This is a genomic window from Natronorubrum halalkaliphilum (assembly GCF_009834785.1).
Taxonomy (GTDB): Archaea; Halobacteriota; Halobacteria; order Halobacteriales; family Natrialbaceae; genus Natronorubrum; species Natronorubrum halalkaliphilum.
This window is the reverse complement of record NZ_WUYX01000004.1, coordinates 20653-34454: the sequence shown is the minus strand read 5'-3', so window position 1 is coordinate 34454 and position 13802 is coordinate 20653. Positions and strand designations below refer to the sequence as shown.

Below are 13802 nucleotides of genomic sequence, written 5' to 3'. Positions count from 1 at the left end.
GCCGGTCTAACCGCCGGCGAACGCGCTTGCATCGATAACTCGGAACGGCGGACGCCCAAGCCAGTTCGATAGCGCCGTTTTGAGCAATCACCCCCTACTTCTTTCCCCCCTGCCCGCCGAACGGACGCTGTATGGGTCGCGACGAGTCACGATCGAACAGCTGGAACGCCGACGACTACGACGAGGACCACTCGTTCGTCTACGAGTACGGAAGCGACGTTCTCGAAGTGCTCGATCCCGAACCGGGCGAACGGATTCTCGACCTGGGCTGTGGAACGGGCCATCTCACGGACCGAATCGCGAGCAGCGACGCGACCGTCGTCGGCGTCGACAGCGCACCGGAGATGATCGAGCAGGCACGGGAGACGCATCCGGACCGAACGTTCGTTCACGCCGATGCGCGGACGATGTCGTTCGAGGGCCCCTTCGACGCGGTCTTTTCGAACGCCGCCTTACACTGGATCCCCGACGAGGATCAGGGGGCCGTGCTCTCGTCAGTCCGGGAGGCGCTTTCTTCCGGAACGGGTCGATTCGTGGCCGAGCTCGGCGGAACGGGGAACGTCGAACGGATCGTCGAGGCGACGGTCGCGGAACTCGAGGCCCGCGGCTACGAGGCCGAATCGCCGTGGTACTTCCCGAGCGTCGGCGAGTACGCGACCCGACTCGAGGATCACGGGTTCGAAGTTCGGTTCGCGAGGCTGTTCGATCGACCGACGGAACTCGAGGGCGGCGACGCGGGGCTTCGAAACTGGCTCGGCATGTTCGGTGACAGCCTCTTCGAGTCAGTGCCGGCAGCCGAACGAACGGCGGTGATCGACGCCGTCGAGGACCGACTCGAGCCGGCCCTGTACGACCGGGATGAGGAGACGTGGACGGCGGACTATCGTCGGCTGCGGTTTCGCGCGATCCGTCTCTGATACGGGTTACTGGAGTCAATTACCGCTGATCACCGACTTCGTCCCTGGTGATCGGCGGTACATAGTTACAGCAATCCGTATGAGCCGTTTTCGTCACCTCGTCCGAAGATCGCTCGAGACCGCGTTCAGGCTCAACCGCTTTTCGGCCGCGTCCTGAACGGTCCGTATGGACGATCCGTTCTCGACCGATACGCTCCGGGGACGAACCGGCGAGAGTCGGGTTGCTCACTGGTTCCTGCTCGATGCGAACCGGTGGTTCCTCGCTGGACTGCTGTCCGCCGTCGTGTTCGCCGCGTTCGTCGCGCTCGGTGCAGTCGCCGTGCCGCTTCGCGAGGCGATGGAGCACGGGACGCCGGTCGACACGGCGTTTCAGGGCCTGATCGCCGCGATTCTCACGGGCGTAACGCTGGTCGTCTCGATCAATCAGCTGGTGCTCTCGCAGGAACTCGGGCGGCTGGGCGACCAGCAGCAGTGGATGAACGAGGCGATGGAGTACCGACGCAACGTCGAGGCCCTGTTCGGATCGGTCGGCCCGCCCGATCCCTCGCAGTTCCTGCAGGCGCTCGTCAAGACGAGCAGCGACCGGGCGGAAGATCTGCAAGCGGCCGTCGCCGACAGCGACGACGACGTGCTCCACCGTCGGACCGAGCGACTGGTCGAGAACGTCTGCCGAAACTCCGACGAGATCTACTCGCAACTCGAGACGTCCGACTTCGGCGAGTTCGGCGTCCTCCGATCGGGGCTGAACTACAACTACTCCTGGAAGATCTACGCCGTTCGGCGGCTGCGCCACGAGCACGAGGACGCGCTCGACGACGACGAACGCGAGGCGTTCGACGAGCTTATCGACGTCCTGACGCTGTTCGGGCCGGCGCTCGAGCACTTCAAATCGCTGTACTTCCAGTGGGAGTTGGTCCACCTCACGCGGTCGATCGTCTATGCCGGGCTGCCGGGCGTGGTCGTCGCGACGGCGACGGTGCTGTACCTCGAGCCGGCGTCGGTGCCGGGGACGATGCTCGGCGTAGACAACATGGTGTGGGTAGTCAGCGCCAGCACGACCGTCGCGCTCGTCCCGTTTCTCCTGCTCGCGGCCTACGTGCTTCGGATCGCGACGATTTCGAAACGGACGGGCTCGCTCGGGCCGTTCATCCTGCGGCACGCGGAGCGAACGGACGCGATCGACTGGGACGAATAACGGGCCCGGGGAGCAGCCGTCCCTCCGCTCGGTCGCGCTCACTCCTCGCGATCACCCGCTCGGCTCGTCCCGATCGTCGTCCGTCCGTTCCGGCGAACGACGATGCCGTACCCGAAGAGCGCGAGTTCGAGGACCACGTCCGATTTCGATCCCCCGTCGGTTCGAGGTCGTCGACCGTAAACGTGAGCGACGCGAACTCCGGATCGCCGGCCGCGACGGCTTCGATCGCCTCCGTCGAAACCCCTCGGATCACGCCCTCGACGGTAAACGCGAGCACGTCGGGTGACGGTGCGGCCGATGCCGGATCGTCGTCCGCGACGGCGGAGATCGGATCGCTCTCCGGAACGAGGTCGTCCGGGTCGGGGGACGCGATGCCGACGTCGATCGTTTCGAGTCGGAGTGACGCCTCGTCGGTGAGGTCGATATCGACCGTCCGCCCCTCGTCGATGGCGATCGTCGCCTGTGCGGGGTTCAGCGTCGCTCCCTCGAACGCGGCCAACACTGCTTCGGTTAGCGATAGCGTTCCCGCTACGGCAAACTCGATATGGCCCGGCGACCGTCGTTCGATACGTTCATCGGTTAGGTGGATGCTGTCGGTATCGGTCAATTGGAGTGTAACGCTCATGGGCTCTCGTGCTCGGTTCGACTACGTGTCTCGAGCGGGAAACTATATTCTCTCCTAAACGTGTACGAACGGCTCGAGCGACTGATCGTCAACTCGTCGTCACAGAGGGGACGGCCCTCGAGGAGCGCTCGGAGCGGCCGGACAGCGACGCAACGGATTGTGCCGGGCGTCGAACGCAACGTGCTCGTCGGCCGCGACGAGGCGGCGTTGACGTCAGCGGATCGTCGACGGGATCTACCGCTCGAGCGAGAACGGACGGTCGGGCGAACCCGACGACCCCGGAGAACGCCCTCGCGACGAAAACCACTAACTACACACATTGTGAATGAGCAGGTATGACACTCGAGGTCGGCGTTCTCGGCTATCGGTTCATGGGCAAAGCACACGCAAACGCGATGGCGCGGCTGCCGATGTTCTTCCCGGACGCGCCGGACGTCGAGCGCAGCGTCCTCGTCGGCCGCGACGAGGATGCGTTGACCGACGCGGCGGACCGACTCGGGTTCGAGTCCATCGCGACCGACTGGGCGGACGTCGTCGACGACGTCGACGTCTTCTACAATCTCGGGCCGAACCACGTCCACGCCGAGCCGTCGATCGCCGCCCTCGAGGCCGGCACGCCGGTTTTCTGTGAGAAGCCGCTCGCGCCGACCCTCGAGGAGGCTGAGGAGATGGCCGAGGCGGCACGGAACGCGGGAGACGGCGTCCCCGCCGGCTGTGCGTTCAACTACCGGTTCGTGCCCGCGATTCGGTACGCGAAGGAACTGCTCGAGGCGGGCGAACTGGGCGAGATCCATCACGTCCGCGGGCGATATCTACAAGATTGGCTGGCCGATCCGGAGGCACCGTGGTCCTGGCGTCTGGATGCGGAGCTGGCGGGGTCGGGCGTTCTCGGCGACCTCGGTGCGCACACGGTCGATCTGGTTCGGTTCCTCGTCGGCAGTGAGCGACTCGCCGGCGATATCGAACGCGTCAGCGGACACCTGCGGACGTTCGTCGACGAGCGGCCCGTTCCCGAGGAAAACGAAACGCGGCCCGTGACCGTCGACGACGCCTACTCCGCGCAACTCGAGTTCGAAAACGGCGCGATGGGGACGCTCGAGGCGTCCCGGTTCGCGACGGGGCACAAAAACGACCACACGATCGAAATCCACGGCTCGAAGGGGAGCCTTCGGTTTTCCCTCGAGCGCCTGAACGAACTCGAGGTCATGCGAGTCGCGGAGAACCGCGGCTACGAGACGATTCTGGTGACCGACGAGGACGATCCCTACGTCGAGAACTGGTGGCCGCCGGGCCACGTCCTCGGGTGGGAACACACCTTCGTCCACGAGAACTACGAGTTCCTGCGGGCCGTCAGCGAGGCGTCGGAGCCGTCTCGAGCGGGAGGCGGCGAAACTGCCGACGGTGGCGACGAGTTCGAGCCGAGTTTCGAGGACGGACTCGCGGCACAGCGCGTCCTCGCGGCGATCGAGGAGAGCGACGCAAAGCGCGAGTGGGTTTCGCTCGAGTGACGGCGTCGGCCGCCGGACCGAATCGGGCCGCTCGAGCGGTACGACGACCGCTACGATCCGTCAGAACCACTATATGCCGTCCGGTCGAACTATCTGATCACAATGTCGAACAGCTTGCAGGAATTCGTCGCCGAGGATCTCTGGCTCTTGATCGGACTCGTCACGTTCGTCCTCATCAGTCTCGCCGGACTCGCCGGGTTCGAGGGCCTCGCAGGGGCGATCACGATCATCGGCTGGTTCCTGCTCGCGCCGATCTTCCTGTTCTGGGGCGAAGAAATCGCGACGCTGCTGATCGACGACGAGGGACGGACGGAGCCGGCACGCGGGGGGCAGACCGGATCCGATCCCGAATCCGAAACGAAGCCGGACGCCATCGACGAACTCAAGCGCCGATACGCGGAGGGGAAAATCGACGACGACGAGTTCGAGCATCGACTCGAGCGGCTCGTGGCGGTCGACGACCTTCCCGACGAGGTGTTTATTGACGGGGCATCGACGGAGACGGCTACGGCCGACCGAAACGAACGGACCGGCCGCCAGTACGAGCGGGAGCGATAGTGACACACAGTAGACCGTATCACTCCTCGGCCGGTTCGACCCTGATCACCGTCCCGATTTCGTCGTATCGAACGCTCCCGTCCTCCGGGGACTGCCCCTCGAGTTCGATATATCCTGTTTCAATTCCCGTCACCTCGCCCGTCAGCTCCGGATCCATACCGCTGGCCCGCTTTTTCTCCCAGATCTGAACGACGTCGCCGACGGTGACGTGTTCGCGGACGAGCTTCGCGGTCTGTTCTTCGTCGGCGTCGGGCGGGATATCGAGTTCGGTCATTGTCAATCCGAGAGCACAACAGCCACGCGGGTAAGCAGCGGCGCGTCAATTGACGGCCGCTTATGTGTCCTCGCTCTCGCCGATGAGACTGCCGGTCGACGGCTCGCCCAGTGATGCTTAGATACGCCGTTTTTACGACGGTTTTTGTGTGATTGCGCCAAAGTGGCGGATATGAAAACGATCAAGGACAGTGTTCACGACCACATTCGGATCGACGGGGTTGCGCGCGATCTCCTCGATACGCCGGCAGTACAGCGGCTCCGTCGGATTCGACAGCTCGGGACCGTCTCGCTGGTCTACCCGTCGGCCAACCACACGCGCTTCGAGCACAGTCTCGGCGTCTACCACCTCGCCTGCGAAGCCCTCGCCGATCTCGGCGTCGACGGCCGACAGGCCGAACACGTCCACGCCGCGGCGCTCCTCCACGACGTCGGCCACGGTCCGTTCAGTCACAACCTCGAGGCGCTAACCTATCGGCGGACGGGGCGCTACCACGACGACGTCCACGGGCTACTGGTCGATGGCGACGTCGGTGACGTGTTGCGCGATCACGACCTCGATCCGGGTCGCGTCGCGGATCTGGTCGCGGGCAAAGGGCGGTTCGGACAGCTGGTCTCGGGCGAACTCGACGTCGATCGCATGGACTACCTCGTTCGCGACGCCCATCACACGGGGGTTCCCTACGGGACGATCGACCACGGACGACTGGTCCGCGAACTCGCCTTCGTCGACGACGAACTCGTCCTCGCGGAGGGAAACGTCCAGGCCGCCGAGAGCCTGCTGGTCGCCCGAGCGTTGATGAACCCCACCGTATACAGCCACAGCGTCGCTCGAATCAGTAAAGCGATGCTCCGACGGGCGGCCGAACGATTGCTCGACGCGCCGAAGACGTCGGTCGACGCCGACACCCTCCAGCGAATGGACGATCACGATCTGATCGCCACTCTGCGCTCGAGTGAGGCGACGAGCGAGTTTTCGCGACGTCTGGATCAGCGGGCGCTGTACAAGCGAGCGGTGTGGGCCGAGATCGACGACGTTCCCGGCGGGATCATCGAGGCCGAACACGAGGCGGTCCGCGAGTTCGAGCGAGAGATCGCGGCCGACGCCGATGTCGATCCGGAATGCGTCATCCTGGACGTGCCGGGACGGCCGTCGATGACGGAATCGACCACGCGCGTGATGGTCAACGGTGACGTGCGCCGACTCGGTCAGCAGTCGCCGCTCGTCGAAGCGCTTCGAGCGGCCCAGTACTCCCAGTGGCGACTCGGCGTCTACTCGCCGCCAGAACTGCGCGATCGCATCGGACGGACGGCCGTCGACGTCCTCGGTCTGGACATCGAAGGAACGTTGGTGAGCGAAGTGCGAGACGGGCTTGACACGACGCTGGATCAGTTCGTGGACTGACTGCGGTCGGATGAGATCGATAGCCGTGCTGACTGCGGTCGCTCGAGACCCATCGCCGGTAGCCGTCGCTGCTCGTGGTCGCCTACGAATCACTGAGCCCGTTTCGGTGAGTTCAACGTAGTGGAAAGAGATTATTGAGTAACAGTAGTGACGGCCATCCGGTTCGATCGACGACTCGTTCCGCGTTCGATACCGTCGAGCAACCCTCGCGGGACACCGAGCGAAACGGCCACTATCCTGGATTGTTTCCGATAGCTATCGCCGTCAGAATAGCCGTCGACATCCCGTCCCGGAAAGCGACTGGCGACCTCCGTTCGTTTCGAATCGGATTTTCAGCTAATTCTATATTAACGGCGCGGCGGGCAGTGCAACGTTCTGGTAGCTTTTCAGTCCCGATCGTCGCGAGATGGGGTATGGACGAAAACGACTCACGACGACGAACCGTCCTCAAAGGTGCTGCGGCCGCGGCGCTCGTCTCGCTCGCCGGCAGTTCTGCCACCGGTGCCCGGACGGGGACGCAGTCCCAGACCCAGTCGCAGGTGACCGCCGCCGATCACGAACGGGCGGCCGAGATGCTTCGGGAGTTCTACGACGGCTACCTCGAGGGAATCAGTCACGCGGTTTCGACCGACGTCCACACGGAGGCGTCGATGATCGAAGACGGCGTTGACGAACCGTGGCCGCTTACGGTCTGGGACGACCCCGAGCAGGCCCGCTACCACGGGATCGATCTGGGTGCGGGGGAGGGGGGATCCCAGCCCTTCTGGGATGAGTACCAGTCGTTCGACCGCGCGTTCGAGGGCGAGGGTGGCTCCGACGGCGAGGACGGAGACGGCGACGGCGGAGTCGACATCCAACTGCTCGAGACGAACGCGCCCGTCGACGCGGGCGACACGCTCGAGGTAACGGCTGCACTCGAGAGCGAGGTGGAAGCCACGGCGGCCGTCGACCTCGTCGTCGGTCACGATCCGGCGGTCGTCGACGAGACTTCGACGACGGTCGACGGCACCGAAACCGTCACGCTCGAGTTCGAGACGGCGACGGTCTCTTCCAGCCAGACGTTCCCGGCCAGGGTCGAGGGAGCGACGGACGCGGCCGAAACGTCCGTTGAGGTGATCGGCACCGACGAGACGACGTCGGTGTAACAGTCCCGAGCTCGGTCCCGGCCCCGGGCACGGACTCCTGACCGAAGTCCGAGAATCGAAGCGAGGTCCGGGACAGCGCGGACGGTGCCTAGCGGAGCCAGGATGTTGTCGCTGGTTGCGACGTTTCTTGCTGGTCTCGTCGGCGCCGTTGTAACAAACGGCGACTATCGTAGCCACCTGAAACGAGTGGCCACCCGATCGCGGGACGACTGTGCGATTCGGAGTTCGAACGGTGAGAACCGTGGACTGCGAACGCTGACGACCCGCGAGCGACGCTGTGTGATCGGTTCGTAAACAGGTCCGGTCGTCACCGTAGCCGGAACGCGCTGGCCCGACCTATTTCCCGCGTTGTGGTGTCCAACGCGTATGACGAACATCGCCATCACCGGCGCATCCGGACGGGTCGGGAGAGAGGCTATCGAAGCGTTTTCGGACGCCGATGCGGATCTCACGCTCTTTTCCCACAGCGAGACCGAAGACCTGGACACGCAGCCGATCGATATCGCCGACCGAGACGAGTTCGTCGACGTTCTGGAGGGACAGGACGTACTGATACACCTCGCGGCGAACCCCGATCCGCGGGCCGAGTGGGACGCCGTGTCGGGACCGAACGTCGACGGCCTCTACAACGCCTACGCGGCGGCCGCCGAGAACAACCTCGAGCGAGTCGTCTTCTCGAGTTCGAACCACGCGGTCAACATGTCGAACGCGGTCTCGCCGATCCGACCGGAGTCGACGATTGGGAAACCGGATATCGTCCGACCGGACGACGGGATGGATCCGGATACCTACTACGGCGTCACCAAGGTCTTCGGCGAGGCAATGGGCCACTACTACGCGAAGCGCCACGGAATGGACGTGGTGAACCTGCGGATCGGCTGGTTACTTTCGGAAGACGAACTCGAGCAGGAAGTCGCGAATCGCGACGCTTCGGGCGAGCGTTACGCCCGTGCGATGTGGCTCAGCCCCGGGGACTGCCGACGGGTGATCGAGGCCGCAGCGACGGCGAGTCTCGAGTCAGCACCGATGACGGCCCACGGTATCTCGGACAACTCCGAACGATTCCTCTCGTTGTCGGAAACGATGCTCGAATTGGGGTACCGGCCACAGGACGACTCGGAAGACGTGTTAGGCTCATGAGTGGACAGGCGTCGCAAGCGTCCGGCCCCGTCCACGGGCAGTCGATCACGGGACCGTAAGACCGAATAGCGACAGGTACGTATCGAGACATATGTCCACAAAGGTAGCCGAATCGACGGGCTACGGGCCAAACTTCCAGATGTCCGCGTTCGGGTATATCATGGCGGCCATCCTCGTGGTTCTGGCCCTCCCGTTGTTGCCGGTACTCGTTCCCGCATACATCATCTGGCGGGCGTTTTTCGCGGGCGAGAAGGTCGAGCACAGCTTCGAATCGTGGCGCAAACAGTCGGGGAAACCGCGAAACGGATCCTGAGCGACTCGTTTTTCGATCGTCAGTCGTCCGCACTCGTCGCAGTCAGTGCCGACGGCGGGCCGCCCGGTAACTCGTCGCGGTCGTGAGGGGCGTCGAACGCGAGGTCGGGGCCCTGGGCGATGATCCGATGCGGATTCACGTCGGGATGGGTCGTATAGTAGTGCTCCTTGATGTGGTCCATGTTGACCGTTCCGGCGACGCCGGAGTCACGGCTGGTTTCACTCTCCGCTCGGTCGTTCGGCGTCCCCTCCCGTCGGTCGGCGGTGCCAGTCTGGTACAGATCGCGTAGATACGGCCAGAGATTGTCGAACTCGCGGATGTACTGCACGTTGCACATGAAGTGGGTATGATAGACGTTGTCGAACCGAACCAGCGTCGTGAACATCGCGATGTCGGCTTCCGTGAGCCGGTCGCCGGCGAGATAGCGCTGCTCTTCCAGCACCTCGTCCCAGTGTTCGAGCGCCGCGAAGAGGTCTTCGACGGCTTCGTCGTAGGGACCTTGCTTCGTGGCGAACCCGGCCCGGTAGACGCCGTTGTTGATCGGATCGTAGATATCGTCTAGGATCCGGTCGACCTCGTCCTGATACCCCTCCGGGTAGCAGTCCACGTCGTTGGCGGCGATGTCGTCGAACTCGGTGTCGAGCATCCGCATGATTTCCTTCGACTCGTTGTTGACGATCGTCCCGGTCTCGGTGTCCCAGAGGACCGGCACCGTCACGCGGCCCGTCGTGTTCGGATCGGCCTCGACATACAGCTCCCGGAGATAGTCGGCGTCGAGGACCGGGTCGCGGGTACACCCCTCCTTTTCGGGCGTAAACTGCCAGCCGTCTTCGTCGCGATAGGGGTCGACTACCGAGACCGAAATGGCGTCTTCGAGACCCTTGAGCGCGCGAATTACGAGCGTTCGGTGCGCCCACGGACAGGCGTAGGAGACGTAGAGGTGGTAGCGTCCCGCTTCGGGCTGGAACTCCGCGTCGGGGTCGTCCCGAACACGGTCCCGAAACGACGTTTCCTGGCGTTCGAAGGAACCGTCGTCGTCGGTGTACTCACCGGCGTCCGTGTGCCACTCGCCGTCGATAAGCATATTCATACGCGGATATACGGGCTGGAGGGTACAAAGGACCTCGCTGACACGCGTGTTACCGGGGCAGCGACGCGTCGGCACACGGTGGTGGTTCCGATAGCAACAACTGAAACTAGTTACACACTGATCGCACTGTCCGCAGTTTTCACCCTTCGGGCTTCGAACCGCGCTCCCGTCGTGGGATCAGGTGTGCATTGACCTTCAGTAGCTACTATACCCGACTGCACTCGCGAGCCAGTACCCCGCGCCGATCGCGACGAGGACGGCCCCCTCGAGTCGGGTTACGCGTCTCCCGGTTGCGATGAGCGCCGTCGCGATGACGGTCAGTGCGAGCAGCCAGCCGATACCGGGGAGAACGGCGGGGTCGACGGCCAGCGGAGACACGACCGCGGCGAGTCCGAGTACGCCGAGGAGATTGAAGACGTTCGAGCCGACGACGTTGCCGGCTGCGATAGTGACGTCACCTCGTCGGGCCGCGACGACCGCGGTGACGAGTTCCGGCAGTGAGGTCCCGGCGGCGACGATCGTTACACCGACGAGCCACGGCGAGACGCCGAGCGAAAGGGCGACTGCCGTCGCCGCGTCGACGAGCAGCCGTCCACCGACGACGACGAGGGCGAGGCCTGCGAGGAGGCGGACGCTCTCGCGAGCGAAATTGACGCGTGGATCGACAGCAACCGGTGCATCGACCGTCCGTGTCGCGTCATCATCGAGGTCGGATGCCGACTCACCGGTCTCGACAGTCGGGCCAGGGCTCGTTTCGGCGGCTGAATCGGAGACGGAGTCGGAACCGGTGCCAGTGCCGTCGTCATCACCCGATCCGTCGCCGGCCAACGAGCGGCGGACCGCCAACCCGATCGCGGCGAAATAGCCGAGCAACAGTCCGACGAGCAGCGCACCCTCGAGCCGCGATACGACCTGATTCGCGAGGACGACCGCCGCGATCGCCGTCGCGCCGGCCATCGCGAGGGCATCACGATGCAGTAGCGTCGTCGTCACGCGAAACGGTGCCAGAACGGCGACGATGCCGAGGATCACGCCGAGATTGAAGACGTTCGAGCCGACGACGTTGCCGACCGAAACGTCTCCCTCCCCCCGAGTGCGGCGGTCGTCGAGACGGCGAGTTCCGGAGCGGACGTCCCGAAGGCGACGACGGTGAGTCCGACGACGAGCGGGGAGACGCCGGCCGCACCTGCGAGTCTCGAGGCACCGCCTACGAGCCACCGAGCCCCGACCCAGAGGGCGATAACGCTGCCACCGATCAGTACGACGTTGCCGACAACTGCCATCCGTTCGTGCGTCTCCGGGAATCGACAAAAGGGTCCGGGCGGCTCGAGCGGCGACGGAGCGGTTGCCGTCGCTCGTTGTTCGTTTCTCGGTGCTCGGTTCTCCTGCTTTGTCGTTCGTTCCTCGTACGCGTTCGTTTGGACACTATCCGCTGTCGAGACCCGTCGCCGAGAAACACGGCTTTAAGAACCCGCAAGAACCACTCGAGGTATATGCCAGACGACGGGGACCGGCATCGTCAGAGTCGGCTGTTCACGGACGATGACGGTGAATTCGACGCCGAGCGCGCTCGCGACGAGTCGCTCCCGGTCGAGGACGGCGAGGTGATCGACACGGACGAATTGGCCGACCACCAGCGCTATCTCGAGGGTCGGGGCGTCTACGACGAGCGAAACCGGGTCAACGACCTCACGGGCAAGGAGTGGAAGTACGCCACGAAATCGGTGATCGCGGAGCGTTATCCGCCCGACGTTCAACACGACCTGCGCAGCGAACACGGCGGACAGAAGCCGCCGCGGCTCTGTGCCGAGCTGATCGGCCGGTTCAGCAAGGCCGGCGACACCGTCCTCGATCCGTTCGCCGGCGTCGGCGGGACGCTGCTCGGGGCGAGTTTCTGCGAGCACGAAGGGACGGGACTGCGCGAGGCGATCGGGTTCGAGCAGACCCGACGCTGGATCGAAATCTACGAGACCGTTCTCGAGCGCGAGAACGACGCCCGTCGCGCCCGCGGCGATCCACCGCTTGCCGAACAGGACATCCGCCACGGCGACTGCGCCGAGTTGATCGCGGACGTCCCCGAGGGCTCGGTCGACCTCCTGCTGACGGACGTTCCCTACTGGAACATGGACGAACTCGAGCAGACCCGAAACGAACGTGCGACGCGGGAGAGCAAACTCGGATCGTTCGAGGGGGACGACGCCGACGAATCGGCCGGCGATACGGCGTCCGCAAGCGACGGTGGCGACGACGCCGACGCAGAAACGCAGACCAAAGCCGAGTGGCTGGCCGACATGGCCGCAAAGTTCGGCCGATTCACCGACGCGGTCGCGCCCGACGGCCATCTCGTCGTCTTCATCGGCGATATGTACCGCGAGCAGTCCTACGAGTTCCTCTCGGCCGATCTCGCTCGAGCGATCGAATCGACCGCGCCGGTGACGCTCGCGGCGAACCTGATCTGGTACGATCCCACGAAGGACCTGCACGTCTACGGCTATCCGTTCTCGTTCGTGCCGTCGATGGTCCACCAGAACGTACTGGTCTTTCGCCCCGAGGCCGACGAGTAACCCGATTGTGTTCGCGTCAGCCGAATGTCTGACGCGGTTTTATTTGTCCGAACGACCTTTGATTCAATCGGCGCGCACTGTCAGAGGCATTCCCCATCCCACTCCACCCCACCCGCGCGCCAGCACACCTCTCACTCCCGCTCCCTTCCGTTTTTGCGTTTCACTTCGCTCGCGCTTTCGGACGATCCGTGTGCCACACGAGGCGTCCGTCCGCGCTCGCCGCTCGCCGCACTCGCAATTTCGAAAACAGTACACCATTCCGACGACCGATCAGGCGCTCGCCGGCAGTAGCGTCGACCGGACCTCTTCCGCCCGATCGGTCTCGGTAATCACCGCGACCTCGTCGCCGACGGCGAGTTCCGTCCCCGGGAGCGGAATCGTCAGTGACTCGCGCTCGCGTCCGTGCGCGTAGATCCGCGCCCCCTCGGGCAACTCGAGTTCGCTCATTCGCTTGCCGACGGCCGGCGAGCCGTCCCTGATCTCGAGGACGGTCAGCTGCAAGTTCGTGGCGAGATCTGCGACGACGTTGAAGTCGCCGCCGAGCATGGCGGTCTTGGCCCCCGCGGCACCGAGCCGTTCGGGGTAGACGATCTCGTCGACGTCCGCAGCGTACTTCTCGTAGATGTCCTCGCGGTAGTCCTCGTCGATTCGCAAGACCGTGCGGCAGCCGTGGTGATCGCCGACCATGCAGGCCGCGAAGTTGACGTTGAGGTCGGGCGTGAACGCGCCGATGGCGTCGGCGTCGTCGATCCCGGCGTCCATCAGGACGTCCTCGTCGGCCCCGTCACCCTGGAACGTCTCGAAACCGTCGCCCTCGGCCCGTTCGATCCGATCGAGGTCGGTATCGACGACGATAGCGTCGTGTCCCTCTTCGGTCAGAATACGCGCTGTCCGCGAGCCGACGCGTCCGTAACCCACGATGACGAATCTCATGGTACTACTGTGCACGCCCGAGGTGAAATACGTTGGCTCGATGTCTCGGTCAACTGGTTGTTTCGAAGAGGCCCGAACCGAAGGCCTATTCGCCGAACTCGGAGCTGCTCACGTCGGGAACGGCCGTCGAGTTGGT

Annotated in this window: 13 protein-coding genes and 1 pseudogene; 9 read left to right on the top strand and 5 right to left on the bottom strand. The window is 64.4% G+C overall.

Translation table 11 applies throughout. The features are described from left to right. Nucleotides 1-131: 131 nt before the first annotated feature. Together GS429_RS00850 and GS429_RS00845 are read left to right on the top strand one after the other, a co-directional pair. The gene (locus tag GS429_RS00850) at nt 132-917 is read left to right on the top strand and encodes a class I SAM-dependent methyltransferase (protein ID WP_160061807.1); all 786 of its coding nucleotides are present in this window, start codon (nt 132-134) and stop codon (nt 915-917) included. Between the two features lie 166 nt (nt 918-1083). Further along, on the top strand, nt 1084-2112 hold the full coding sequence (locus GS429_RS00845) for a DUF7972 family membrane protein (protein ID WP_160061805.1): 1029 nt from the start codon (nt 1084-1086) through the stop codon (nt 2110-2112). Here GS429_RS00845 and GS429_RS00840 read toward each other — a convergent pair. Next, nucleotides 2063-2737: a hypothetical protein gene (locus tag GS429_RS00840; RefSeq protein WP_235920697.1), complete on the bottom strand. Its 675-nt coding sequence runs from the start codon at nt 2735-2737 to the stop codon at nt 2063-2065. The two genes, GS429_RS00845 and GS429_RS00840, sit on opposite strands and share 50 nt — an antisense overlap. A gap of 335 nt (nt 2738-3072) precedes the next feature. Between GS429_RS00840 and GS429_RS00835 the strand changes: the two genes are divergently transcribed. Further along, complete coding sequence (locus GS429_RS00835; RefSeq protein ID WP_160061803.1) at nt 3073-4245, top strand: Gfo/Idh/MocA family protein; 1173 nt, start codon at nt 3073-3075, stop codon at nt 4243-4245. Nucleotides 4246-4347: 102 nt separating this feature from the next. After that, entirely contained in the window at nt 4348-4803 is a 456-nt protein-coding gene (locus tag GS429_RS00830) for an SHOCT domain-containing protein (RefSeq protein WP_160061801.1), read from the top strand. Nucleotides 4804-4822: 19 nt separating this feature from the next. Here GS429_RS00830 and GS429_RS00825 read toward each other — a convergent pair whose 3' ends face one another. After that, nucleotides 4823-5077: a hypothetical protein gene (locus GS429_RS00825; RefSeq protein WP_160061799.1), complete on the bottom strand. Its 255-nt coding sequence runs from the start codon at nt 5075-5077 to the stop codon at nt 4823-4825. A 171-nt stretch (nt 5078-5248) separates the two neighbouring features. Here GS429_RS00825 and GS429_RS00820 point away from each other — a divergent pair, with 171 nt between their 5' ends. From GS429_RS00820 to GS429_RS00805, 4 genes are all read left to right on the top strand, one after another. Further along, nucleotides 5249-6481 (top strand): HD domain-containing protein, encoded by a 1233-nt coding sequence (locus GS429_RS00820; RefSeq protein WP_160061797.1) that lies wholly within the window; start codon nt 5249-5251, stop codon nt 6479-6481. Between the two features lie 413 nt (nt 6482-6894). Further along, nucleotides 6895-7626 (top strand): hypothetical protein, encoded by a 732-nt coding sequence (locus tag GS429_RS00815; RefSeq protein ID WP_160061795.1) that lies wholly within the window; start codon nt 6895-6897, stop codon nt 7624-7626. A 366-nt stretch (nt 7627-7992) separates the two neighbouring features. Beyond that, nucleotides 7993-8766: an NAD-dependent epimerase/dehydratase family protein gene (locus GS429_RS00810; protein ID WP_160061793.1), complete on the top strand. Its 774-nt coding sequence runs from the start codon at nt 7993-7995 to the stop codon at nt 8764-8766. 91 nt (nt 8767-8857) lie between these two features. Beyond that, the gene (locus GS429_RS00805; protein WP_160061774.1) at nt 8858-9079 is read left to right on the top strand and encodes a DUF7535 family protein; all 222 of its coding nucleotides are present in this window, start codon (nt 8858-8860) and stop codon (nt 9077-9079) included. A gap of 19 nt (nt 9080-9098) precedes the next feature. Here the strand turns inward: GS429_RS00805 and GS429_RS00800 are convergent, their stop codons facing one another. Beyond that, nucleotides 9099-10169 carry a glutathione S-transferase family protein gene (locus GS429_RS00800; RefSeq protein WP_160061772.1) on the bottom strand — a complete coding sequence of 357 codons (1071 nt, stop codon included), beginning with the start codon at nt 10167-10169 and terminating at the stop codon, nt 9099-9101. Nucleotides 10170-10364: 195 nt separating this feature from the next. Next, nucleotides 10365-11452 (bottom strand): annotated as a pseudogene (locus tag GS429_RS00795) (calcium/sodium antiporter). Nucleotides 11453-11662: 210 nt separating this feature from the next. Here GS429_RS00795 and GS429_RS00790 point away from each other — a divergent pair. Then, entirely contained in the window at nt 11663-12733 is a 1071-nt protein-coding gene (locus tag GS429_RS00790) for a DNA methyltransferase (protein ID WP_160061770.1), read from the top strand. A 270-nt stretch (nt 12734-13003) separates the two neighbouring features. On the opposite strand, the gene GS429_RS00785 is transcribed toward GS429_RS00790, so the two are convergent. Further along, nucleotides 13004-13666: a potassium channel family protein gene (locus tag GS429_RS00785; protein ID WP_160061768.1), complete on the bottom strand. Its 663-nt coding sequence runs from the start codon at nt 13664-13666 to the stop codon at nt 13004-13006. Nucleotides 13667-13802: the final 136 nt, after the last annotated feature.

Coding starts and splice junctions, on each gene's coding strand:
- GS429_RS00800 (WP_160061772.1), bottom strand. CDS start 10,169: ATGAATATGCTTATCGACGGCGAGTGGCACACGGACGCCGGTGAGTAC.
- GS429_RS00830 (WP_160061801.1), top strand. CDS start 4,348: ATGTCGAACAGCTTGCAGGAATTCGTCGCCGAGGATCTCTGGCTCTTG.
- GS429_RS00805 (WP_160061774.1), top strand. CDS start 8,858: ATGTCCACAAAGGTAGCCGAATCGACGGGCTACGGGCCAAACTTCCAG.
- GS429_RS00790 (WP_160061770.1), top strand. CDS start 11,663: ATGCCAGACGACGGGGACCGGCATCGTCAGAGTCGGCTGTTCACGGAC.
- GS429_RS00845 (WP_160061805.1), top strand. CDS start 1,084: ATGGACGATCCGTTCTCGACCGATACGCTCCGGGGACGAACCGGCGAG.
- GS429_RS00785 (WP_160061768.1), bottom strand. CDS start 13,666: ATGAGATTCGTCATCGTGGGTTACGGACGCGTCGGCTCGCGGACAGCG.
- GS429_RS00825 (WP_160061799.1), bottom strand. CDS start 5,077: ATGACCGAACTCGATATCCCGCCCGACGCCGACGAAGAACAGACCGCG.
- GS429_RS00850 (WP_160061807.1), top strand. CDS start 132: ATGGGTCGCGACGAGTCACGATCGAACAGCTGGAACGCCGACGACTAC.
- GS429_RS00815 (WP_160061795.1), top strand. CDS start 6,895: ATGGACGAAAACGACTCACGACGACGAACCGTCCTCAAAGGTGCTGCG.
- GS429_RS00840 (WP_235920697.1), bottom strand. CDS start 2,737: ATGAGCGTTACACTCCAATTGACCGATACCGACAGCATCCACCTAACC.
- GS429_RS00820 (WP_160061797.1), top strand. CDS start 5,249: ATGAAAACGATCAAGGACAGTGTTCACGACCACATTCGGATCGACGGG.
- GS429_RS00810 (WP_160061793.1), top strand. CDS start 7,993: ATGACGAACATCGCCATCACCGGCGCATCCGGACGGGTCGGGAGAGAG.
- GS429_RS00835 (WP_160061803.1), top strand. CDS start 3,073: ATGACACTCGAGGTCGGCGTTCTCGGCTATCGGTTCATGGGCAAAGCA.